Annotated in this window: 18 protein-coding genes; 9 read left to right on the top strand and 9 right to left on the bottom strand. The window is 66.2% G+C overall.

Going from position 1 to position 21,175, the window contains the following annotated elements:
* The 6 genes from Q0R16_RS14075 to Q0R16_RS14050 all read right to left on the bottom strand — a co-directional run.
* Window positions 1-356, bottom strand: a 356-nt coding sequence (locus tag Q0R16_RS14075; protein ID WP_295637263.1) for a nuclear transport factor 2 family protein, incomplete at its 3' end; no start/stop codon positions are given.
* A 104-nt stretch (window positions 357-460) separates the two neighbouring features.
* A complete protein-coding gene (locus tag Q0R16_RS14070; RefSeq protein WP_295637260.1) occupies window positions 461-1,507 on the bottom strand; it encodes an alpha/beta hydrolase in 1,047 nt (348 codons plus the stop codon).
* The gene (locus Q0R16_RS14065; RefSeq protein WP_295637257.1) at window positions 1,504-3,561 is read right to left on the bottom strand and encodes an amidohydrolase family protein; all 2,058 of its coding nucleotides are present in this window, start codon (window positions 3,559-3,561) and stop codon (window positions 1,504-1,506) included. Before Q0R16_RS14065 ends, Q0R16_RS14070 begins: the two co-directional genes overlap by 4 nt.
* 79 nt (window positions 3,562-3,640) lie before the next feature.
* Window positions 3,641-4,588 carry an alpha/beta hydrolase gene (locus Q0R16_RS14060; RefSeq protein WP_295637255.1) on the bottom strand — a complete coding sequence of 316 codons (948 nt, stop codon included), beginning with the start codon at window positions 4,586-4,588 and terminating at the stop codon, window positions 3,641-3,643.
* Window position 4,589: 1 nt separating this feature from the next.
* Entirely contained in the window at window positions 4,590-5,540 is a 951-nt protein-coding gene (locus Q0R16_RS14055) for an NAD(P)H-binding protein (RefSeq protein ID WP_295637272.1), read from the bottom strand.
* 21 nt (window positions 5,541-5,561) lie between these two features.
* Window positions 5,562-6,311, bottom strand: coding sequence for a methyltransferase (locus Q0R16_RS14050; RefSeq protein WP_295637252.1), 750 nt, complete (start codon window positions 6,309-6,311; stop codon window positions 5,562-5,564).
* A gap of 162 nt (window positions 6,312-6,473) precedes the next feature.
* Between Q0R16_RS14050 and Q0R16_RS14045 the strand changes: the two genes are divergently transcribed.
* From Q0R16_RS14045 to Q0R16_RS14020, 6 genes are read left to right on the top strand one after another with little or no spacing between them, the layout of a single operon-like run.
* Window positions 6,474-6,563 (top strand): K(+)-transporting ATPase subunit F, encoded by a 90-nt coding sequence (locus Q0R16_RS14045; protein WP_295637250.1) that lies wholly within the window; start codon window positions 6,474-6,476, stop codon window positions 6,561-6,563.
* 14 nt (window positions 6,564-6,577) lie between these two features.
* Window positions 6,578-8,260, top strand: a complete 1,683-nt coding sequence (kdpA, locus tag Q0R16_RS14040; protein WP_295637248.1) for a potassium-transporting ATPase subunit KdpA — start codon at window positions 6,578-6,580, stop codon at window positions 8,258-8,260.
* A gap of 12 nt (window positions 8,261-8,272) precedes the next feature.
* Entirely contained in the window at window positions 8,273-10,306 is a 2,034-nt protein-coding gene (gene kdpB, locus Q0R16_RS14035; protein WP_295637245.1) for a potassium-transporting ATPase subunit KdpB, read from the top strand.
* Between the two features lie 11 nt (window positions 10,307-10,317).
* The gene (gene kdpC, locus Q0R16_RS14030; RefSeq protein WP_295637243.1) at window positions 10,318-10,911 is read left to right on the top strand and encodes a potassium-transporting ATPase subunit KdpC; all 594 of its coding nucleotides are present in this window, start codon (window positions 10,318-10,320) and stop codon (window positions 10,909-10,911) included.
* On the top strand, window positions 10,908-13,550 hold the full coding sequence (locus tag Q0R16_RS14025) for a sensor histidine kinase KdpD (RefSeq protein ID WP_295637241.1): 2,643 nt from the start codon (window positions 10,908-10,910) through the stop codon (window positions 13,548-13,550). The genes kdpC and Q0R16_RS14025 overlap by 4 nt, the downstream gene beginning before the upstream one ends.
* The gene (locus tag Q0R16_RS14020) at window positions 13,547-14,224 is read left to right on the top strand and encodes a response regulator transcription factor (protein ID WP_295637239.1); all 678 of its coding nucleotides are present in this window, start codon (window positions 13,547-13,549) and stop codon (window positions 14,222-14,224) included. Before Q0R16_RS14025 ends, Q0R16_RS14020 begins: the two co-directional genes overlap by 4 nt.
* A gap of 49 nt (window positions 14,225-14,273) precedes the next feature.
* On the opposite strand, the gene Q0R16_RS14015 is transcribed toward Q0R16_RS14020, so the two are convergent.
* Window positions 14,274-15,053: a glucose 1-dehydrogenase gene (locus Q0R16_RS14015; protein WP_295637236.1), complete on the bottom strand. Its 780-nt coding sequence runs from the start codon at window positions 15,051-15,053 to the stop codon at window positions 14,274-14,276.
* A gap of 88 nt (window positions 15,054-15,141) precedes the next feature.
* Window positions 15,142-17,469 carry a TonB-dependent receptor gene (locus Q0R16_RS14010; RefSeq protein WP_295637233.1) on the bottom strand — a complete coding sequence of 776 codons (2,328 nt, stop codon included), beginning with the start codon at window positions 17,467-17,469 and terminating at the stop codon, window positions 15,142-15,144.
* Between the two features lie 217 nt (window positions 17,470-17,686).
* Here Q0R16_RS14010 and Q0R16_RS14005 point away from each other — a divergent pair, with 217 nt between their 5' ends.
* On the top strand, window positions 17,687-18,715 hold the full coding sequence (locus Q0R16_RS14005; RefSeq protein WP_295637230.1) for an NADP-dependent oxidoreductase: 1,029 nt from the start codon (window positions 17,687-17,689) through the stop codon (window positions 18,713-18,715).
* Window positions 18,712-19,437, top strand: coding sequence for an SDR family NAD(P)-dependent oxidoreductase (locus tag Q0R16_RS14000; protein ID WP_295637227.1), 726 nt, complete (start codon window positions 18,712-18,714; stop codon window positions 19,435-19,437). The genes Q0R16_RS14005 and Q0R16_RS14000 overlap by 4 nt, the downstream gene beginning before the upstream one ends.
* Before the next feature lie 19 nt (window positions 19,438-19,456).
* On the opposite strand, the gene Q0R16_RS13995 is transcribed toward Q0R16_RS14000, so the two are convergent.
* On the bottom strand, window positions 19,457-20,218 hold the full coding sequence (locus Q0R16_RS13995) for an SDR family oxidoreductase (protein WP_295637225.1): 762 nt from the start codon (window positions 20,216-20,218) through the stop codon (window positions 19,457-19,459).
* Window positions 20,219-20,372: 154 nt separating this feature from the next.
* Here Q0R16_RS13995 and Q0R16_RS13990 point away from each other — a divergent pair, with 154 nt between their 5' ends.
* On the top strand, window positions 20,373-21,173 hold the full coding sequence (locus tag Q0R16_RS13990; RefSeq protein WP_295637223.1) for an SDR family oxidoreductase: 801 nt from the start codon (window positions 20,373-20,375) through the stop codon (window positions 21,171-21,173).
* Window positions 21,174-21,175 lie beyond the last annotated feature (2 nt).

Below are 21,175 nucleotides of genomic sequence, written 5' to 3'. Positions count from 1 at the left end.
GACCAGCGATCGATGTAGCGGCTGAGCACGGTCATCTGCAGCAGCTTGCCCTCGCGTATCATGCGCAAGTTGGCGGTGACGTAAGCCTCGCTTGCGGCGCGATCACCATCGAGTTCGATGACGATGTTGGTGACCTGGTGCGAATGGCACAGCAAGCCAGCATGCTGGCGGCAGACGTGGTCGATGAAGTCGCGGCCCAGTCCTGCGAATACTGCCGCACCGTAGTCGGCGGTGCCATCATCGTGCCAGATCGAATAGCCGAGTTGATGGTCGATCCGGTCCATCGCGCGGCAATAGCGATAGATCTGGTCGGTGATCGCCTGCCGGTCGGCAAGCGCCTGAATTGGGGCATCCATGGTGGCGCGTTCCTCAAGGGTCGCGCCCAAGCGCCGTCACTTGCGCGCGCCGGTCAAGCCGTGCCGCAGCGTTGATCGCCGCCGCGATCCAGACCTGAAGCCGCCTAGACCTTCAAGCCCTGCCGCAGCGCCGCCATGAAGTGTTCGCGGTAGCGCTTCACCACCGGCGCGCCCTGGAAGTTGTCGAAGCCGTGGAACCCGCCGGGGATCACCACCAGTTCGCAAGCCACCCCGGCATCGAGCAGCCTGCGCGCGTAATCGACGTCCTCGTCGACGAACAGGTCGATCGAGCCGACCCCGATGAAGGTGGGCGGCAGTGCTTTGAGATCGGCGACGCGCGCAGGAACCGATCCGGGCGGCACTTTCGCCGATCCGGCAGGCTGGCCCAGCAGCGATGACCAGCCGTAGCGGTTCTTGGCCTCGTTCCACACCAGCGCGCCCATCCAGGGTGGTTTGCGCACGGTCGATCCGGTGCGATCATCGAGCATGGGGTAGACCAGCGCCTGGTAGCACAGCGGCACCTCGCCCCGATCGCGCGCGGCGATCGCCAGCATTGCGGCGTGGCCGCCACCCGCGCTTTCGCCCATCACCGCAATACGGCTGCGGTCCACCCCCAGGATTGCAGCCTGGTCGTAGACCCATTTCAGCGCGGTGTAGTTGTCTTCCAATGCGCCGGGAAAGCGCACTTCGGGTGCCAGCCGGTAATCGACCGTGACCACCACGCAATCGAGCGCGGCCGCCACTTCCTGCATCGAACGCAGGCTGATCTTCGCCTCGCCCAGCACATAGCCGCCGCCGTGCATGTGCACGATCGCGGGACGGGGCTTGTCCTTCTGGCCGGCATTGATCGCGTAGACCCGCACGGTTGGCTGGTCCTTGCGGCCGGGCAGCATGACCTGTGCCCACCCCGGGGCTGGCAGTGGCGCGCCCATATAGGCCATCATCTGCTTGCGGTTCTGCGCCAAAGTCTGCGCGTTGAGATCGCTGCCGATCTGCGCGCGCATCGGCGCCACCATTGCCCGCAAGTCGGGATGGACGAACGGGGTGACGTCGAAGGTGGCGGGCGAGGGCGCGGCCAGCGCGCTGCCTCCGGCGAATGCGGCAAGGCCCGAAAACGCAAGTTCGCGGCGGGTGAGCACAAATCGCGTCATTTGGGCATCCCGTGCAATCCGCTGGCCGTCCGAAGCGCTTGCCCGTCGAGGCGATAACCATCCAGGAACACCGTTGAAACATGGCGCAAGTTGCCTAGATCCGCCGAAACATCGCCCTCGATCAGCACCAGGTCCGCGGTCTTGCCGGGGGCGATCGATCCGGTGCGATCGGCCATGCCGGTCATCCGTGCGGGCACGATCGTGGCGGTCTGCAAGGCTTCGGCGTTGGTCAGGCCCGCTTGCTGGTAAAGTTCCAGTTCGCGCACCAGTTCAAGCCCCGACCCGTCGGTGCCGGCCACGATCGGCACGCCCGCCTTGTGCAGCCGGCCCACCAGCCCGATCATCTTGGCAAAGCTCTTGCGGAAATCGTCGCGCGTGACGCCATCGAACAGCGGATAGCCGGCGATCTTCCAGCCGCGCGCGACTGCGGGCGGAGCGATTTCGGCAAACGCCGCGTATTCGGGCGACATGGTGCTACCGTCGGAGGTCATCAGCGGTTCCCACACCGTCAACGTCGGATCGATCACGGTCTTGCGCTGCGCCAGTTCGGAATAGAACGCAGTCATCGCGGGGGAATCTAGATCGACGTCCTTGCCGTACTTGGCCGGACCCTCCAGCCGCGCCGCGGTGTTGGCCTTGTCCACCACTGCTTGCGGCATCGCCTGCATCATGATGAAGTTGATGTGGGTCACCTCGTCGTACCCCGCACGCACCGCTTCCAACGGACGCATCCCGGCAGGAACGTGGCCGTGGACGTGCAGCCCCAGCCGATGCGCTTCGGCCGCGGCGGGCGCGATCCAGGCTGGGTCCATCGAGGTGTAGAACTTGGCGCCCCACAAGCCCGCCGCCTTGATCTTGCCGACCGCCGCCACCGCTTCGGCTGCCGACGACACCGTCAGCGCGCCTTGCGCCGCCAGCGGGTCCTTGCGGTCGATGATCACCGAGACCTTGCCGTCGGGTGCCAGCAGGTCACCAGCCGCGCGGCGCTTGTAGATGCTCAGTGCGTCCTCGATCAGCGAACCGGGGCTGCGGTAATTGGTCATGCCGGTGGCGACGTTCTGAAGCAGCGCCCAATCGTCGCCCACATGCTGGTGCGCGTCCCACAAGCCGGGCAGCAGCGTCTTGCCCTTGCCGTCGATCAGCGTGGCGCCGGCGGGAGCCTTGATCGAGCCCGCTGCGGCTTGCGCAGCCACCTTGCCATCGGCGATCAGCACCGCCTGGTGCGGCAGATAGCGACCGGCGATGGAATCGAACACCAACACGTCGTTCACCAGCGTCGCGCTGCGGTTGGCGGGGGTCAGGAAGCGGTGGGCGACATCGCGCACCATCGCGGCGGTGGCCTTGTCCTGGATGGCCTTCAACTTCGGCCCCAGCGCCTCATAGCCTTCGGGCAGCAGCGAAATTTCGCCGGCGCTGCCGAAATAGCGGCTGTCACTGTCGAGCCAGACGGGCGAGGGCGAGAAGCCGTAGCCCGAGATGAACGCCAGTTTGATCGACCGCCGGCCGGCGGGGCCGGTGATCTGCGTTGGCTGGCCGATCTGGATGCTGGCGTGCCCGGTGGGCAGCAAGTCCACGCCCCTGGGGCCGGCGGCGACCAATGCCTCGATGTCACGCTCGCCCGCCAGCCACGGGCCGCCATAGGTGTTGTAGCGCTTGACGCCGAACGGCGCCGAGCCTGCATCCACCGCGGTTTTCCAGCGCGCGGTGCCGGTGGGGTCGACCGCGAAATCCTCGGTCGCGTCGCCCGAATCGGTGAAGCCGCGGATCGCGATTGCCGAGGGACGGCCATCGGCGCCGATCGTCATCAATTCATCGGTTTCGGTCACCCACCCGCGCAGCGACATCGACATGCGGTACGCCACGCGGCCATCTGGCGCAGTCCACGACCAGATGTCGCCGTGCTTGCCCGCGATCGAACTGATCGTGAAGTGCCGCGCGCCGGGGGGAGGCGGGAGCAGTTGCTCCTTGGTGGCCGGCGCGGCCGATGTCTGTGGCGCGATCAAGGTCATCGGGGCAGCGGCGCCGAGCAGAGCGGCAAGAAGGATCGATCGCATTGGTAAATCCCCTGGAAAGTATGCGCGGAGACTGGCCAGCCGCGTTGATGAAAGCAACCTTGGAATGGAACTGATGCGGCTAGGGCGTCGGTTCAGAGAGGAATCGCTCGACGGGTTGGAGCGATCGGGCCGGGTCCTCCTCGAACGGCACATGGCCCAGGTTCGGCAGCCGCACCAACCGCGCGTGCGGCAGATCGCGCATGTAATCGGTGGCGTTGGCGATCGGGATCATGCCGTCGCGTTCGCCCCACAGCAGCAGCGTCGGTGCCTGGATGCGCGCCAGGATCGGTGCCGGATCGTGCAGCACGGTGGTGCCCATCCGCGCCAGCATCGCCGCACGCACGCCCGGCGCAAGCAGCATGTCGCGGTAGCGCGTCAGCGTCGCTTCGGTAAGTGCCTCGGGGCGTGCGTAAGTCACCGCCAGGTTCTCCCGCAGCATCCCGCGCGGTGCAATGTAAGGCAGCACCTTGAGCAGCAGCGGAACTTCGGGCGGCTTTTCGTAGGCAAATCCGGGGCTGGCGAAGCCATCGGGAGAAATCAGCACCAGCCGCGAAACCCGTTCGGGGCGAGTGGCGGCAAACGTCCACGCGATCCGCCCACCGAGCGAATTGCCGATCACGGCCGCGCGATCCACCCCGAGCTGGTCCATCAGGTCCGCGATAATCCGCATTGTGCGCGCATCGCTGTAATCGCCGGTGGGATCGGCGCCGGCCAGCCCGAAGCCAGGCAGATCGAACCGGATCACCCGGTATTTCGCCGACAGCGCGCGCGCCCAAGGCTCCCACGTGTCGAGGCTGGCGCCGAAACCGTGGAGCAGGATCAACGCGGGCGCCTTGCGAGGGCCGGTGTCGCGTAGCCGCAAGCGCACGCCGTCGACCGTGCGATACTGGCCCGCATAAGCCGCTTCCAGTTCGGCGCGGGGCTTGTCGGGGGCGTAAAGCCAGGCCGACAGCGCCACGATCACCAGCACGGTCAGGCCCACCGCCCAACCCAGGATCTTGCGGAACCGGCTTTTCTTCAGGGTCATCTCAGAACACCGCGTGGTCGCCGCGCTCGGGCGCAGCTTCGCCCGCCAGCACCGCGCGGTAGTAGTCGAACAGCGTCTCGGTCCCGGTCGATGGCGTGGCGGCGGCATCGTAGCGGCTACTCGCGGGATCGAGCACCAGCATCGATTCGGTTGCGTAATAGCGCCCGATCCGCGCGAGTTCGGCCTTGGTCGCCAGCGCCGGCACGATCCGGCCCAGCGCGCCGAGCACGCCGGCTATGCCATCGAGCAAGCCCACCGGGGCAGACTGGAACTTGGGCGGGCGGCCGAGCATCGCGAACAGCGCTTCGCCCTGCTGGCGCGGGGTGATCGCCGGGCCGGGTCCGCCGATCGGCAGAATGCAGTTCCACAGCGCCTCGTCCTCGAGGCAATCGGTAAGGTAATTGGCCAGATCGCCGTCGCTGATCGGCTTGCACGCGGTCAGCGTGCCATCGCCGAACACCAGGAACGGCTTGCCGTTGCGCACGCGCTCGATCTGGCCCGACAGCGATTTGAAGAACGCGGTCGGCCGCACGATCGAATAGCGCATTCCGCACGCGATCAGCGCGGCTTCGAACGCCAGCTTGGCGTGCTGGAAGCCCAGCAGCGGTTTCTGCACGCAGATTGCGGACAGCAGCACGAAATGGCCGACGCCCGCTAGTTTCGCCGCCTCAAGCGCGTTCAGGTTGGCAGCGTGATCGATCGCCCAGGCATCGCTGGGCGTCCCGGTGCGCGAGGCGAGGCACGACACCACCGCATCAAACTGCTCGCCCGCAAAGCCATCGCGCGCCAGCGCGGCCGGATCGGTGACGTCCACCACCTTGACGCTCGCGCCTTCGAACGCTCCCGCGCGACCGGGACGGACAACACAGACCACGTCATGCCCGCGCCGCACCAGCGCGGCCACGGTCGCGCGCCCGATCGTGCCGGTGGCGCCGAGCACGCAAATCCGCATCGGCACGCCGTCGCTTCCCGATCAGGGCCGCCGGAACACGTAAATGAACTGGTCGGTGCGGCCCTTGACCCCGGCATCGAACACCCCGCCCGTCAGCGGATCGGCCGGGTTGCGCAAGGCATTGCTTTCACCCACGAACTTGAACCCGGCGGCGGCCATGTCGGCTTTGACCACTTCGGGATCGATGCGGTGCGTGGTGTCGGTGGCGGCCAGCTTCGAGCCTGCGGGTGCGGTATGGTCGACGATCACGAACCGGCCACCCGGCTTCAACGCGCGGAACACCGCCTTGTTGAACGCGGGCACGTCCGATGGGCCCATGAACTTGTCGTAAAGATCGTGATAGCTCTGCCGAATCCAGATCACATCGGCCTTGCCCGGCAGGGTGAACGCGTTTGCAGTGGTCACGGTCACCACGACATTGGGGTGATCGGCCAGCGGCTTCGATCCGGCGGGCGGCGTCGTTACCTTTTCGGCCGTGTCGGCTTCGGCGAGGTGGGCCGCGTAGACTTTGCCCTTCGGCCCGACAGCGCCGGCGAACAGCCGGTCCCAATAGTCGCCCGGCCATACATCGGCCACGGTATCGCCCTTGCGGATTTTCAGGAACGCCAGGATTTCTGCGGGATGGCGCGTGGTGTCCAGCGCCTTGTCCGGTGCAGGTCGCGCGGCATCGAGCATGACTGCGAGGCCTTTTGCCGACGCCACGGCGGGCGCGCCGGCGGCGAGCATGGCAAGGACGATCACTGACTTGAGGCCGGTTTTGCGCAAAGACATAAGTTTGGGCTCCTGTTGGACGTACGGGCATTACATCGGTTCGCGCGTCCTGTCAGTGGGAAGTGCCTTTACGCTCCCGTTACGCGATCGGGGCGAAATGCCTCACGCGTCGTAACGCGCTTCGCCCCTAGAGGGTCAGCCTCACAACCAGAGGCGCCCTCTATGTCCATCGACCTGATCCTTGGCGCGATCACGCTCGTGATCGTTCTTGTCTACCTGCTCGCCGTGCTCGCACGGCCCGAGCGGTATTGAGCGGGGGCGCAGCCATGACATTTGCCGGATGGGCCATGATCCTCCTGTTTACAGGACTGATCGTGGCGCTCGCCAAGCCTGCGGGCAACTGGATGTACGCGCTTTATGCCGCCGATTGCCTGCCGGGTGAGCGGGTGCTGTATCGCGCGATCGGGGTCGATCCCAGGGCCGAGCAGAGCTGGATCGGCTATGCGGTTTCGCTGATGGTGTTCAACTTGGCTGGAATCGGCTTTTTGTTCGCGGTGCTCAAGCTCCAGGGCGTGCTGCCGCTCAATCCGCAAGGGTTTCCGGCGGTCGAGAACCTGCTTGCGTTCAACACCGCGGTCAGCTTCGTCACCAACACCAACTGGCAGAATTACGGCGGCGAAAGCACGCTGTCGCACTTGTCGCAGATGCTGGGGCTGACCGTGCAGAACTTCCTGTCGGCCGCAACCGGCATGGCGGTGGCGTTCGCGCTGATCCGCGGCTTTGCGCGTAAGCAGGTGGCCGGCATCGGCAACTTCTGGGTCGATGTGACGCGGGTGACGCTGTACCTGCTGGTTCCGGCGAGCATTGTGCTGGCGCTGGTCTATGTCGCGCTCGGCGTGCCGCAGACGTTCGCCGCATCGGCTACGGCGACCACGGTCGAGGGCGTCAAGCAGGTGATCGCGCTCGGGCCGGTGGCGTCGCAGCTGGCGATCAAGATGCTCGGCACCAACGGCGGCGGCTTCTTCAATGCCAATTCGGCGCATCCGTTCGAGAACCCTTCGGCGATCAGCAATTTCATCCAGATGTTGAGCATCTTCGTGCTCGGCGCCGGGCTGACGATCACTTTCGGCAAGGCTGTCGGCAACGTGCGGCAGGGCTGGGCGATCCTGGCCGCGATGATGGTGCTGTTCCTGGGCGGCGTTGCCGTGACGTATGCTGCCGAGGCTGCGGGCAACCCGCTGCACCATGCGCTGGGGCTTGTCGGTGGCAACATGGAAGGCAAGGAAGTGCGCTTCGGCGTGGCCACCTCGGCGCTGTTCGCCACGATCACCACCGCCACCTCGACCGGCGCGGTGATCGCCGCGCACGACTGCCTGATGCCGCTGGCCGGGATGATCCCGCTGTTCAACATGCACCTGGGCGAACTGGTGGTCGGTGGCGTGGGCTCGGGGCTGTATGCGGTGCTCGTCTATGCGATCCTGGCGGTGTTCATCGCCGGGCTGATGGTCGGCCGCACGCCTGAATATGTCGGCAAGAAGATCGAATCGCGCGAGATGAAGCTCGCCGTGATCGCGATGATCGTGCCGTCGCTCGCGATCCTGGGGCTGACGGCGGTGGCCACGGTGCTGCCCGCCGGGCTCGCCGGGCCGCTCGCCAAGGGACCGCACGGGTTTTCCGAAATCCTCTATGCGTTCTCGAGCGCGGCTGCGAACAACGGCAGCGCGTTCGGCGGGCTGACGGGCAACACCCCGTTCTACAACCTCCTGCTCGCGCTCGGCATGTTCGTCGGCCGGTTCGGGGTGATCCTGCCGGTGCTGGCGATCGCCGGCGGGCTATCGGTCAAGCGCGTCGTGCCGCAAGGCGCGGGGTCGTTCCCGACCACCGGCGGGCTGTGGATCGCGTTGCTCGCTTCGGTGATCTTCATCGTCGGCGGGCTGACCTTCCTGCCCAGCCTCGTCCTCGGACCCATCGCCGACCACGTGCAAGTCGCGGCCGGCACGCTTCACTGAGGTTTTGACCCCATGACAACTCCCACTTCGCTGTTCACCGGGCCGTTGATGGCCGCCGCCGCGCGCGATTCGTTCGTGAAGCTCGATCCGCGCACCCTGATCCGCAACCCGGTGATGTTCGTGACCGGGATCGTGGCCGCGCTGTCGACTGTGCTGCTGGTCAAGGGCATCCTGACCGGCGGGACCGCGCTCGCCTTCCAGGCGCAACTCGTGTTCTGGCTGTGGCTGACCGTGCTGTTCGGCAACTTTGCCGAAGCCATGGCCGAAGGGCGCGGCAAGGCGCAGGCCGCCTCGCTGCGTTCGACCAAGGCCGATCTTGTCGCCAAGCGGCTGATCGGTGCCAAGGGAAATGGGGGTGGTGGATACGAAACTGTCGCGGCCGGCCTGCTGGCGGTGGGTGACCAGGTGCTGGTCGAAACCGGCGACCTGATCCCGGCCGACGGCGAGGTTGTCGCGGGCGTGGCCTCGGTCAACGAAGCGGCGATCACCGGCGAATCGGCGCCCGTGATCCGTGAGGCCGGGGGTGACCGTTCGGCGGTGACTGCGGGCACGCGCGTGATCGCCGACAGCGTGACGGTGCGCGTCACGGCAGCGCAGGGTCAGGGCTTCCTCGATCGCATGATCGCGCTGGTCGAAGGCGCCAGCCGGCAGAAGACCCCCAACGAGATCGCGCTGACTATCCTGCTGGCGGGCCTGACACTGATCTTCCTGATTGCGGTCGGGTCGTTGCCTGCCTTCGCCAGCTATGCCGGCGGTGCGATTGCGGTGCCGGTGCTGGTGGCGCTGTTCGTGACGCTGATCCCGACGACCATTTCCGCGCTGCTGTCCGCCATCGGCATCGCCGGCATGGACCGGCTGGTGCGGTTCAACGTGCTGGCCAAGTCGGGCCGTGCGGTCGAGGCGGCGGGCGATATCGATACGCTGCTGCTCGACAAGACCGGCACGATTACCATCGGCGACCGCCAGGCGACGGCGTTCCTGCCCATCCCCGGCGTGTCGGACCGCGACCTGATCGCCGCCGCACGGCTGGCGAGCCTGGCCGACGAGACGCCCGAAGGCCGCTCGATCGTCGTTCTCGCCGGAGATGGGGAGGCCATGCCTGCGGGCGCCGAGCCGATCAAGTTCACCTCGCAGACGCGCGTGTCGGGCTTGCAGATCGGAGAACGCAGCCTGGTCAAGGGCGCGGTCGATGCGGTCATGCGGCGGCTGGGCGCCAGCGCTGATCCGGTTGCGGCGGCGGCTTTGACGAAGATTTCGGACGAGATCGCGCGGTCGGGCGGCACTCCATTGGCGGTGGCCGATGGCGCGCGGCTGCTCGGCGTCGTCCACCTCAAGGACATCGTCAAGGCGGGCATCCGCGAACGCTTTGGTGAACTGCGCCGGATGGGCATCCGCACGGTGATGATCACCGGCGACAACCCGCTGACCGCCGCCAGCATCGCCGCTGAAAGCGGGGTCGACGATTTCCTGGCGGAAGCCACCCCCGAGGACAAGCTGGCGCTGATCCGCAAAGAACAGGAGGGTGGCAAGCTCGTGGCGATGTGCGGCGATGGCACCAACGATGCGCCCGCGCTCGCGCAGTCCGACGTCGGCGTGGCAATGAACACCGGCACGCAAGCGGCGCGCGAGGCGGGCAACATGGTCGATCTCGACAGCGACCCGACCAAGCTGATCGAGATCGTCGGGCTGGGCAAGCAGTTGCTGATGACGCGCGGCGCGCTGACCACGTTCTCGATCTCGAACGACGTCGCCAAGTATTTCGCGATCCTGCCCGCGATCTTCGTGGTGCTCTATCCGGGGCTGAGCGTGCTCAACGTGATGCGGCTGGGCAGTCCCGAAAGCGCGATCCTGTCCGCGATCGTGTTCAACGCGCTGATCATCCCCGCGCTGGTGCCGCTCGCGCTCAAGGGGGTGAAATACCGGCCGGCGCCGGCGGGCGACCTGCTGGCGCGCAACCTCGCGGTCTACGGTGTCGGCGGGCTCGTTGCGCCGTTCATCGGGATCAAGATCATCGACCTGGCCGTTACCGGCCTCCATCTCGCCTGAGGATATCGGCCATGCTTACCGAACTGCGCGCCAGCCTGCGCCCCGCCATCGTCCTGCTGCTGTTGATGGCGGTCGTGACCGGCCTCGCTTTCCCCGCGCTCATCACTGGAATCGCGCAAGTCACGATGCCGGCGCGGGCAAACGGCACCCTGATCACAGCAAACGGCAAGATCATCGGCTCCGAACTGATCGCGCAAGGGTTTGCCGACTCACGCTATTTCCATCCGCGCCCATCTGCTGCGGGCAAGGGCTATGACGCCAGCAACTCGGGCGCGACCAACCTTGCGCCGGGTTCGAAGGATTTGCGCGATGCGATCGCCACGCGGGTGGCCGACGCTCGCAAACAGGGTTTGACCGGGGTTTCTGTTCCTCCTGACCTGGTCACCACTAGCGCCTCGGGGCTCGATCCCGATCTGAGCCCCGAGGCGGCTTTTTCGCAAGTCGCCCGGATTGCCAAAGCGCGCGGGTTGGACGAAGCGCAGTTGCGCGGGCTGGTCCAAAGCGCGATTGCCTACCCGCTGCTTGGCCTGATCGGAGAACCGCACGTCAACGTCCTGCTGCTCAATCGACAACTCGACCAGAAAGCGACTATCCCGCATCCATGAACGATCCCGCCCGACCATCCCCGCAAGCGCTGCTGAAAGCGGCGCGGAAGGAATCGCGCGGGGCCCTGAAGATCATGCTGGGCGCCGCACCCGGCGTCGGCAAGACCTTCGAGATGCTGCGCGAAGGCGCTGAATTGCTGAAAGGCGGGGCCGATGTTGTGGTCGGCGTGGTCGAAACCCACGGCCGTGCCGAAACCATGGCGCTGGTCGCGCCGTTTGAAGTCCTGCCGCGCCGCATGATCGTGCATGGCGCGCACAAGCTCGATGAATTCGATCTCGATGCGATGCTGGCGAGGCTGCCCGCGATCGCGCTGATCGACGAATTCGCGCACACCAATGCCCCCGGCAGCCGCCACCCCAAACGCTGGCAGGACGTCGAGGAACTGCGCGACGCCGGCATCGACGTGCTGACTACGCTCAACATCCAGCACGTCGAAAGCCTCAATGATCTGGTGGCGGGGTTCACCCGCGTGCGGGTGCGAGAGACAGTGCCCGACGCCATTCTCGACGATGCCGAGATCGAGGTGGTCGACCTGCCCCCCGACGAACTGATCGAGCGGTTGAAGGCGGGCAAGGTCTATGTGCCGCACGAAGCGACGCGCGCGCTCGGGCATTTCTTTTCGAAATCCAACCTTTCGGCCTTGCGCGAACTGGCGCTGCGCCGCGCGGCGCAGGCGGTCGACCGATCGCTGCTCGATCACGTGGCCCTCGTCGGCGAGGGCGGCAACTGGGCGGTCGGCGAACGCGTCGTGGTGGCGGTGGGCGACCAGCCCGGCGGCGATGCGCTGATCCGCGCGGCCAAGCGCTTTGCCGATGCAATGCGTGCTTCGTGGACCGCGGTCAGCGTCGAAACCCCGCGCAATGCCACGCTGAGCGACGACGCGCGCAGCCGCATGGCCGCCACGCTCAAGCTGGCCGCCAGCCTGGGCGCCGCGATCGTGACCGTTCCGGCCACTTCGGTTTACGAAGGCCTGCGCGCGCATATCGTCGAAACCCGCGCCACCGCGGTAGTGATAGGCAAGACCCGCCGCAGTTGGTGGTTCCAGTTGCGTCACGGCTCGGTGGTCGATCAGTTGATCCGCGAGCTGGAAAACGTCGCGGTGCACGTGGTGCCGATCGCGCTTGCGCCGGCTCCCGAGGGTGAAACCGCGCTGCGGCGAACTTCGGCGGCCAAGGGCATCGTGGCCGGGCTGGGCATGGTGGCGGTGACGACGGCCGGCGCGGTGGCGCTGCGGCCGATCGTGGGTGCGAACTCGATCGACATCATCTACCTGCTGCCGGTGATTGCGGCTGCAACGCTGTTCGGCCTGCGCGCGTCGCTGGTCGCCAGCCTCGCCGCTGCGCTGGCCTACAACTTCTTTTTCCTGCCGCCGATCTACACTTTTACCATCAGCGATCCGCAGAATGTCGTCACGCTGCTGGTGCTGATCGTGGTGGCGGTGGTCGCCAGCCAGTTGACCGGGCGGCTCAAGCGCCAGGCCACGATCGGCGCGCGTACCGCCACCGAAAACGCCGCGCTGGCGGCGTTCGGGCAGCGGCTGGCCTCGGTCTCGGACGAAGCGGGCACGGCGGCGGCGGTGTGCGAAGAGGTGGCCAAGCTGCTCGATGTCTCGACCATCCTGCTGGCCCGCGAGCAGGCCGGGGTTGTCCCGATTGGCGCCAGCCCGCCGGGTGCGCTGCTCGGCGCGCTCGATATGGCGGCGGCCGAATGGGCGTTCGATCGCGGCGAAGTAACCGGGCGCGACAGTGGGACTTTGACGTCGAGCGACTGGCAGTTCTACCCGCTCGAAACCGCGCTGGGGGTGCTGGGGGTGCTGGGGATTACCCCGCAAGGCAGCGGTGATCCGGTGCCGCCCGACAAGCGCGTGCTCTTCACGACGCTGCTCGGCCAGGCGGCGCTGGCGCACGAGCGGCTGAAGCTCGAAGCCAATGCCCGCGAAGTCAGCGCGCTCAAGCAGCGCGACGGGCTTCGCGCGACGCTGCTCTCCTCGATCGGCCACGACTTGAAAACGCCGCTGACCGCAGTGGTCGCCGCCGCCGACGCGCTGGCCGCCGAGCATGGCGAGACCGGCACGACCTTGACACTCAAGGGCGAAGCGCGGCGGTTGCGCCGGGTGTTCGACGATCTGGTCGAGATGACCCGGATCGAAGCGGGCGCGCTGGTCGTCAGGCGCGAGGCGACCGACCTGACCGATGCCGTGGCCGCCGCCGCGCACGATCTGCGCGCCGAATTGGCCGGACACCAGTTGGTGCTGGACGTGGCGCCGAGCCTGCCGCTGGTCGAGGCCGATCCAAGAATGCTCCACCACATCCTGATCAATCTGCTGGGCAACGCGGCCAAGTTTTCGCAGGGGTCCGGCCCGATCACCGTGCGCGCGCGGCGATCGCCAGATGGGCTGACACTGTCGATTCTCGATGAAGGACCGGGCCTGCCCGCCGGGCGCGAAGCCAGTCTGTTCGACCGGTTCACGCGCGTCGACGGCGATGACATGAGCGGCGGCACGGGGCTGGGCCTGGCCATCGTCAAGGGCTTTGCCGATGCGATGGGGCTGGGCGTTTCCGCATCGAACCGTGATCCGGTGGGGGCGGTGTTCGATCTCGACTGGCCCGAGGCAAGTATCAGGCGGACGCAGCCATGAATGGGCAAATCCTGATCGTCGATGATGAAAGCGCCATTCGCCGGCTGGTGCGCGGCGCCGCGGAACGCGCCGGCTATGGCGTGAGCGAAGCTGGCACCGCCGCCGAAGCCCTGACCGAAGCACACCGCGAGGGGTGCGAACTGGTGTTGCTCGACCTGGGCTTGCCCGATCGCGATGGCATCGAACTGGTGTCGCTGCTCAAGGCGATTGACCGTGCTGTGATCGTCCTGACCGCGCGCGACGACACCGCCGAGAAAGTGGCCGCGCTCGATCTGGGCGCGGACGATTACGTGGTGAAGCCGTTCGATACCGAGGAATTGCTGGCGCGCATCCGCGCCGCGCTGCGCCGTCGCAATTCGGCACGCAGTGCCAACGCGCCCTTGGTCGTGGACGGAATTTCGATCGACCTGGCCGCGCGTCGGATCATGCGCGACGGCGAGGAGGTGCGGCTGACGCGCAAGGAATACGCCGTCCTGGCCGAACTCGCGCGCCATCCCGATCGCGTGCTCACTCACGCCGCACTGCTGCGCGCGGTGTGGGGCGAGGCGCATGTGGACGACGTCGAGTACTTGCGCGTGGTGATGCGGGGATTGCGGCTGAAGCTGGAAAAAGATCCCGCTTCGCCCAGCGTGTTCCGCAATGAACCGGGCGTGGGCTATCGCCTGATTGCGTGATTCACCGCAGGTTTGGAAGCACCTGCTGTACGAATCACTCCCGGCATGGTCAGGTCGCGGCCATGCCGCCATCGACGACCAGTTCCGCCCCGGTGATGTAGCGCGCCTCGTCCGAGGCCAGGAACAGGTTCATGTTGGCGATGTCGAGCGGATCGCCCATGTAGCCCATCGGAATCAGCGCCAGCGTGGCATCGTAATTGGCGGCGTTGTCTTCTTCGGCCACGCCTTGCATGTTGGTCAGGATCATGCCCGGATGCACGCTGTTGCAGCGGATCGCGTCCTTGGCGCATTCCACCGCGACGGTCTTGCTGAACAGCCTGACGCCGCCCTTGGCTGCCGCATAGGCCCCGCAGGCGGGCACCCCGAACAAGCCCACCACCGACGAGATGTTGATGATCGAGCCGCCGCGCGGTTTGCCGTCCGCGCCGGGCTTGCGCATCGCGATGACCGCGCGCTTGGTGCCATGGAACACGCTGTCCAGATTGACGCTGTTCTGCAACCGCCAGTCTTCGGCGGTCAGCGCCTCGATCGGGCGCAGCACCGCGATGCCGGCATTGTTGACCAGCACGTCGAGGCCGCCGTGCGCGCTGTCGATCGCGGCCATAACCCGGTCCCAATCGGCTTCGCTGGTGACGTCGTGAGCCAGCGCGACGGCCTGGCCACCGTTCGCACGGATGCCCGCCGCGACCGCTTCGGCGCCGGCGCCATCGCGGTCGGTCACAAAGACCACCGCGCCCTCTTCGGCGAAGCGCTGTGCGGTGGCACTGCCCAGGCCAGGCACCGATGCCCCGCCCGTGACCAGCGCGATCTTGCCTTGCAGACGTGTCATAGCGTCACTCCAACGGATGGCCTGAACAAAAAGCGAGCGCGGCCACCGAAGTAGCCGCGCCCAGGAGGTGGATCAGATTGCGGTGGGGTCAGAACTTGACGCCTACGGTAACGCCATAGGTGCGTGGCTGGATCGCCGAGCCGAACGACCACAGGCCGGCCACGGTGAACGCCGCGCTGGTGGTGCGGTTGTCGAGGATGTTGCGGATGAAGCCGGTGATATAGGCGTCGCCGCCATTCATCTTGAGCTTCGCGGTCAGGCTCGCGTCCCACAGGTTTTGCGTGGCGGTGCGCACGCGCGGATCGTTGCCGCCCACCACGATGCTCGTCACCTTGCCGGCGGTGATCACCGGAGTCAGCGTCCCTAGCGAGATCTGCTCGTCATAAGTGCTGATGTGCCGCACGCCGGTTGCCGCGACCAGGCTGCCGAAGCTGGTCGGCAGCGTATAGTCGGCATTGATCGAGCCGCTGAACTTGGGCGCATAGATCAGCCGGTTGGCCGAATAGTCGAACGGGATCAGCCCGCCATTGGCCACCGGCGTGCCGTTGGGGCTGGTGTAGACGTTGCCGACGATGAAGTTGTTGAAGTGCGAATCGAGGTAGGCGGCGGTGGCGCTGATCTTGAAGCCATCGGCAACCCGCAGCGAACCGTCGAATTCCACGCCCTTGATGTCGGCCGAACCGACGTTGGAGGTGATCGTCTGGTTGCCGGTCGGGCCGCCGGGGATCGTGGTATTCTGCTGGAGGTTCTTGTACTTCGAATAGAAGCCCGCGAAGTTCAATTGCAGCTTGCGATCGAGCAGGTCCAGCTTGGTGCCCACTTCGAAACTGTCGACGGTTTCGGGCTGGAACGGGGTGCTGGCGGTCGCCGCGGTGGCTGCGCGCGGGCTGAAGCCGCCAGAACGATAGCCACGCGTGAAGCTGGCGTAGAGCATCGTTTCGTTGTTCGGGCGGTAGTCGATCCCGATCTTGGGCGTGAACTTGGAAAAGCCCCGGTTGCCAGAACCGACCAGCCCGGTGGTGGCGAACGAGTTGGTCAGTTCCTTCTTGTCGTGCGTGATGCGGCCGCCGAACGACAGCCGGAACTTGTCGGCAAAGGCCCAGTTGAAATCGGCAAACGCGGCATAGCTTTCAGTGTGGCCGTGGACGATCTGCGCATTCTTGTCGAACACATCGGGCGAAATCGTCGGCGCGAATCCGAACACGCGCGAAAACTGCGTCAGGTTATAGCTGGAATTGAAGTAGAACCCGCCGACCACGTAATCGAAGGTCCGGCTGATCTTGCCAGCCGCGCGCAATTCCTGGGTGAACTGGTGGTAGTTCTGCCGGCGCAGGACGTAGTAGAGATCGGCGCTCGATGCATCGAAATCCTGCGTCTGGAATTCGTTCGAATTCTTGTAGCCGGTGATCGAGGTCAGCTTCACGTCGCCCGCATTGTAATTCATCTCGAGCGTATAGGACGGCGCGTTGTAGACCGAGGTCGCAGGCGCGGTGAACACCGTGTAGAGATCGCCGCGGGTGTTGCGGTTGCATTCATTGGCAGGTTCGAACGCGCAGAACACCTCGGTCGAATTGGCCAGGTTGCTGACCGTGGGATCGAAAGTCTGGTGCAGCTTTTCGATCGTGGCCTGCGCCTCGAATCCGGAGCCGGTGGGCTTCCACAGCAGCGATGCGCCGAAGTTGCTGTCGGTCGATCCGCCGCCGGGCTTCTTCTGGATCGCGTTGTAGAGGAACCCGTCGGTCTCGTTGTGGAAGAACCACGCCTTGAGCCCCAGCGTATCGCCGTTGCCGACATTGGCAACGACCCGGGTCGACCAGGTGTTGAACTTGCCATAGCTGGCTTCGGCCTTGATCCCGGTCTTCATCGTCGGCTTCGACCGGCGGATATTGATGACACCGCCGATGGTGTTGGCGCCGAACAGCGTGCCCTGCGGACCGCGCAGCACTTCGATCTGGTCGATATCGAAGAAATCGGCGAGCTGGCCGGTATTGGTGCCAATGATCACGCCATCGATCACCACGCCCACGGTCGGCGTCTGCGATTTTTCGATGTCGGCGTATGTCAGCCCGCGGATCGACAGGTTGGCGGCTGCGGCGCCAGAGTTCTGCTGGGTGATCAGCAGGTTCGGCGCGGCGCCCTGCAAGTCGCCGATATTCACCGAGGCCTTGTTTTCAAGCATTGCGGCATTGATCGCGGTGATCGCGATCGGCGTGGTCTGGAGCGTTTCGTCGCGGCGGCGGGCCGAAACGATGATGGTGTTCGCATCCTCTTCGGGTGCGGCAGCCGCGGGGTCGGCTGCGGCCGGTGCAGGTGCCGCCTGGGCGAGTGCTGGTGCTGAAAAGCCGGTGAGTGTGCCTACCATGGCCGTTGTGGCCAATGCCGTAAGCAGCGCCTGACGCCCGAAATTGCCTCGCATGTAATCCTCCCTCAAAGTGCAGCCCGGCCCTGTTTCCAGGCCGTGGCAGGGTCTTCCCGCTTGACGCCCGTCATATCGGCGCGAGCCGAACCGCCACACTGGGACTTAGGACAGGTGATGCGCCCGGCATCATGCATGGGGCTGGCGAATGTGCCAGTTGGCATGGCACAGAGGCGCATGTGCAGTGGCGCCGCCTCATTCCGCCAAAGGATATCCGATGCCCCAGACCCAACTCCAGAACCGCCGCTTCCTGCTGGCCCGCCGGCCGCACGGTGATCCCGCTCCCGACGATTTCAGCCTGGTCAGCGAACCGGTTCCCACGCCCGCGCCGGGTGGGCTGGTGGTGCGCAACCACTTCGCCTCGCTCGATCCAGCGCAGCGTGGGTGGATGGATGACGCGCCCAGCTATATGCCGCCGATCCCGCTGGGTGAGCCCGTTCGGGCGACCACGGTGGGCGTGGTCCACGCCTCGGCCAACCCCGATTTCGCGGTGGGTGATTGGGTGCTCGGGCTCAACGGATTGGAAGACTATTCGCTGGTCGCGCCGGGCGGGTTCACCCAGAAGATCGACACGTCGATTGTCACCAGCCCCACGCAATACCTTTCGGCGATGGGCGCGGTCGGGCTGACCGCCTATTTCGGTCTGCTCGATGCAGGCCAGCCGAAAGCGGGCGAGACGTTGCTGGTGTCGGGCGCGGCGGGCGCGGTTGGCTCGGCGGTCGGGCAGATCGGCAAGATCATGGGGTGCCGGGTGATCGGCATTGCTGGCGGACCCGAAAAGTGCCGCCGTCTGGTCGAGCATTTCGGCTTCGACGTGGCGATCGATTATCGTGGCAAGGACGTCGACCAACTCGCTGCCGAGATCGCGGCGGCCGCTCCCGGCGGCGCCGATATCGTGTTCGAGAACGTGGGCGGCACGGTCCTCGACGCCGAATTGATGAACCTGGCGATGCAGGCGCGGATCGTGCTGTGCGGCCTCATCAGCGAGTACAATTCGCCCGAAAAGGTCGGCGCGCGCAACTTGTGGCAAGTGCTGGTCAAGCGCGCGACGGTGAAGGGCTTCCTGATCGCCGACTACGTGCCCCGCTTCGGCGAAGGTGGCGCGCAAATGGCGGCGTGGATGGCCGAGGGCAAGCTCATGATGGACGAGGACGTGCAGGTCGGGCTGGAGAACGCCTATGCCGCGTTCATGCGGCTGTTCAGCGGCGCCAATACCGGCAAGCTCGTGTTGCAGATTGCAGAATGAGCGACGCGACGCCGGGGCGGCTGGCGGGCCGCAGCGCGCTCGTCACCGGCGCGGGATCGGGCATCGGCGCGGCCACCGCCGCCCGGCTGAGGGCCGATGGTGCGCGGGTCTACACGGTCGATATGAAAGGCGAGGTCGATCGCCATGCCGACGTAACCCCGCCCGGCATCAACGCGCAGTTGGTGGCCGAAGCGGTAACGCTGCACGGCGGGCTCGACATCCTGGTGCCTTGTGCGGGCGTGTCTGCCTTTCACCCGCTGGAAGGCCACGACGACGCCTATTTCGACATGGTGATGGCGGTCAACGTCACCGCTGTATTCCGCTTGATCCGCGATGCCGTCCCCGCGCTCAAGCAATCGCGGCATGGCCGGATCGTCACGATCGGATCGACGATGGCCCGCTTCGGAGACGCAGGGCTCGTCGCCTACGGTACATCCAAGCACGCGGTGCTGGGCATGACGCGGTCGGTCGCATGCGAACTCGGGCCGTTCGGGATCACCGTCAACTGCCTGCAACCCGGCGCGATCGAAACGCCGATGACCGAGCAGGCGTTCACGCAGATGCCGCAGTTCAAGACCTATTGGGAGAACAAGGCCGCGCTCGGCCGGCTGGGCCAGCCCGAGGATATCGCCGACGTGATCGCGTTCCTGTGCAGCGACGATGCGCGGTTCTTCTCGGGCCAGGGCTTCTTCGTCGATGGCGCCGCGATGCAGCGGCAGTAACGCCGCCGTCCTCACCCGATCAGAACTGCACGCGCTTGGTGAACCCGCCATCGACCACCAGGTTCGCCCCGGTCATCGCCTTGCACGCTGGCGAGGCGATGAACACGATCGCGTTGGCCATTTCCTCGCCCGTTGTCAGCCGACCCAGCGGGATCTGCGCGACGATACCGTCGTAGAATTCCGGCGCACCGGCCTTGATCTGCGGCCAGGGGCCATCCTCGGTCCACACCGGGCCGGGGGTGACGCAATTGACGCGCACGCCCTGCGCCGCCAGCGTCTGCGACAAGGCGTTCGAATAGACCATAACCGCGGCTTTGAGCGCATTGTACGGCTGCACCCCCATGAAATCCTCGACCGCGCCGGTCGAACTGATGATCACCACCGACCCGGCATCGGACTTGAGCAAGTGCGGTTGCGCAGCGGCGACCCCACGCCGCATCGGCAGAATGTCGGTGTCGAGAATGGTCTGCCATGCCTCATCGGTGTCCACCCCCGGATTGGCCGAGGTGAAGCTGATGAAAATGTCGCACCCGCCGAGCGCCGCCGCCGCGCTTTCGACGAACGCCGGCACCGCCGCCGCATCGGTGACATCGGCGGCCTGCGCGAACACCGTCACGCCGGTCGCCGCCAGTTCACCGCGAACCTTGTCGACTTTCGCCTCGCTGCGTCCGCACACCGCGACGTGGCAGCCCTCGCCCGCCAGCGTCAGCGCCACCACGCGCCCGATCCCGCCGTTCGCGCCCACGAGAATGGCTTTCCTGCCCTTCAATCCCAGATCCATCGCTCGTCCCTTATGTGACCTAATTCCGTGGCGCCTATCATGCCCCTCCGCAGCATCGCCACCACTCCCCTTTTTGAGAGGAAATCCCCCGCCCCTCCCGTGGTAGCGCAGCGCAAAACCACCTGGGCCAAACCACCAGAAAAGGAACGCCGCCATGGGCCGCCTCTCAGGCAAAAACGCAATCGTGCTGGGCGCCAGCAGCACCGACAACATGGGCCAGCACATCGCCCGCCGCTTCCTGGCCGAAGGTGCCCAAGTGCTCGTCGCCGGCCGCAAGGTCGAACCACTCGAAGCCTTCGCCGCAGAAACCGGCTGCCACTGGGCCGAATGCGACATCACCGACGAAGCCAGCCTCGCCGCCCTCGCAAACACCGCCGTCAGCCAACTCGGCGGCATCGACATCGCCGTCAACGCCACCGGCTGGGGCCTGCTCAAGCCCTTCCTCGACGTCACCCGCGCCGAACTGGATGCCATGACCGCGCTCCAGTTCATCGGCCCGCACCTGTTCTTCGCCGCCATGATCCGCAAGATGGCCCGCAGCATGGGCGGACGCGGCGGATCGATCATCCAGATCAGCAGCGCGACCGCCACGATCATGCTCAACGACCACGCCGCCTACATGGGCACCAAGGCCGGTACCGACCACGTGATCCGCTGCGTCGCCAACGAATTCGGCGCCGAAGGCATCCGCGCCAACTCAATCGCCCCCGGCCTCACCGACACCCCCATGAACGCCCAGGCCAAACAAGTCCCCGGCCTGTTCGACGCCTTCATCCCATCCTACCCGCTCGGCCGCTACGGCACATCGGAAGACGTAGCCGCCGCCGCCGTGTTCCTCGCCACCGACGAATGCTTCATGACCGGCGAGGTCCTCCAGGTGAACGGCGGCCTCACCCTGCGCCGCAACCCCACCCGCGAGGAAATCGGCGCCGCCGTGACAAAGGCAATCGCATAACC

It is taken from the genome of Novosphingobium sp., from assembly GCF_025351285.1.
In the GTDB taxonomy this organism is placed as follows: Bacteria; Pseudomonadota; Alphaproteobacteria; order Sphingomonadales; family Sphingomonadaceae; genus Novosphingobium.
The sequence above is the reverse complement of the archived record's forward strand: the minus strand, read 5'-3'. Positions and strand labels throughout refer to the sequence as shown.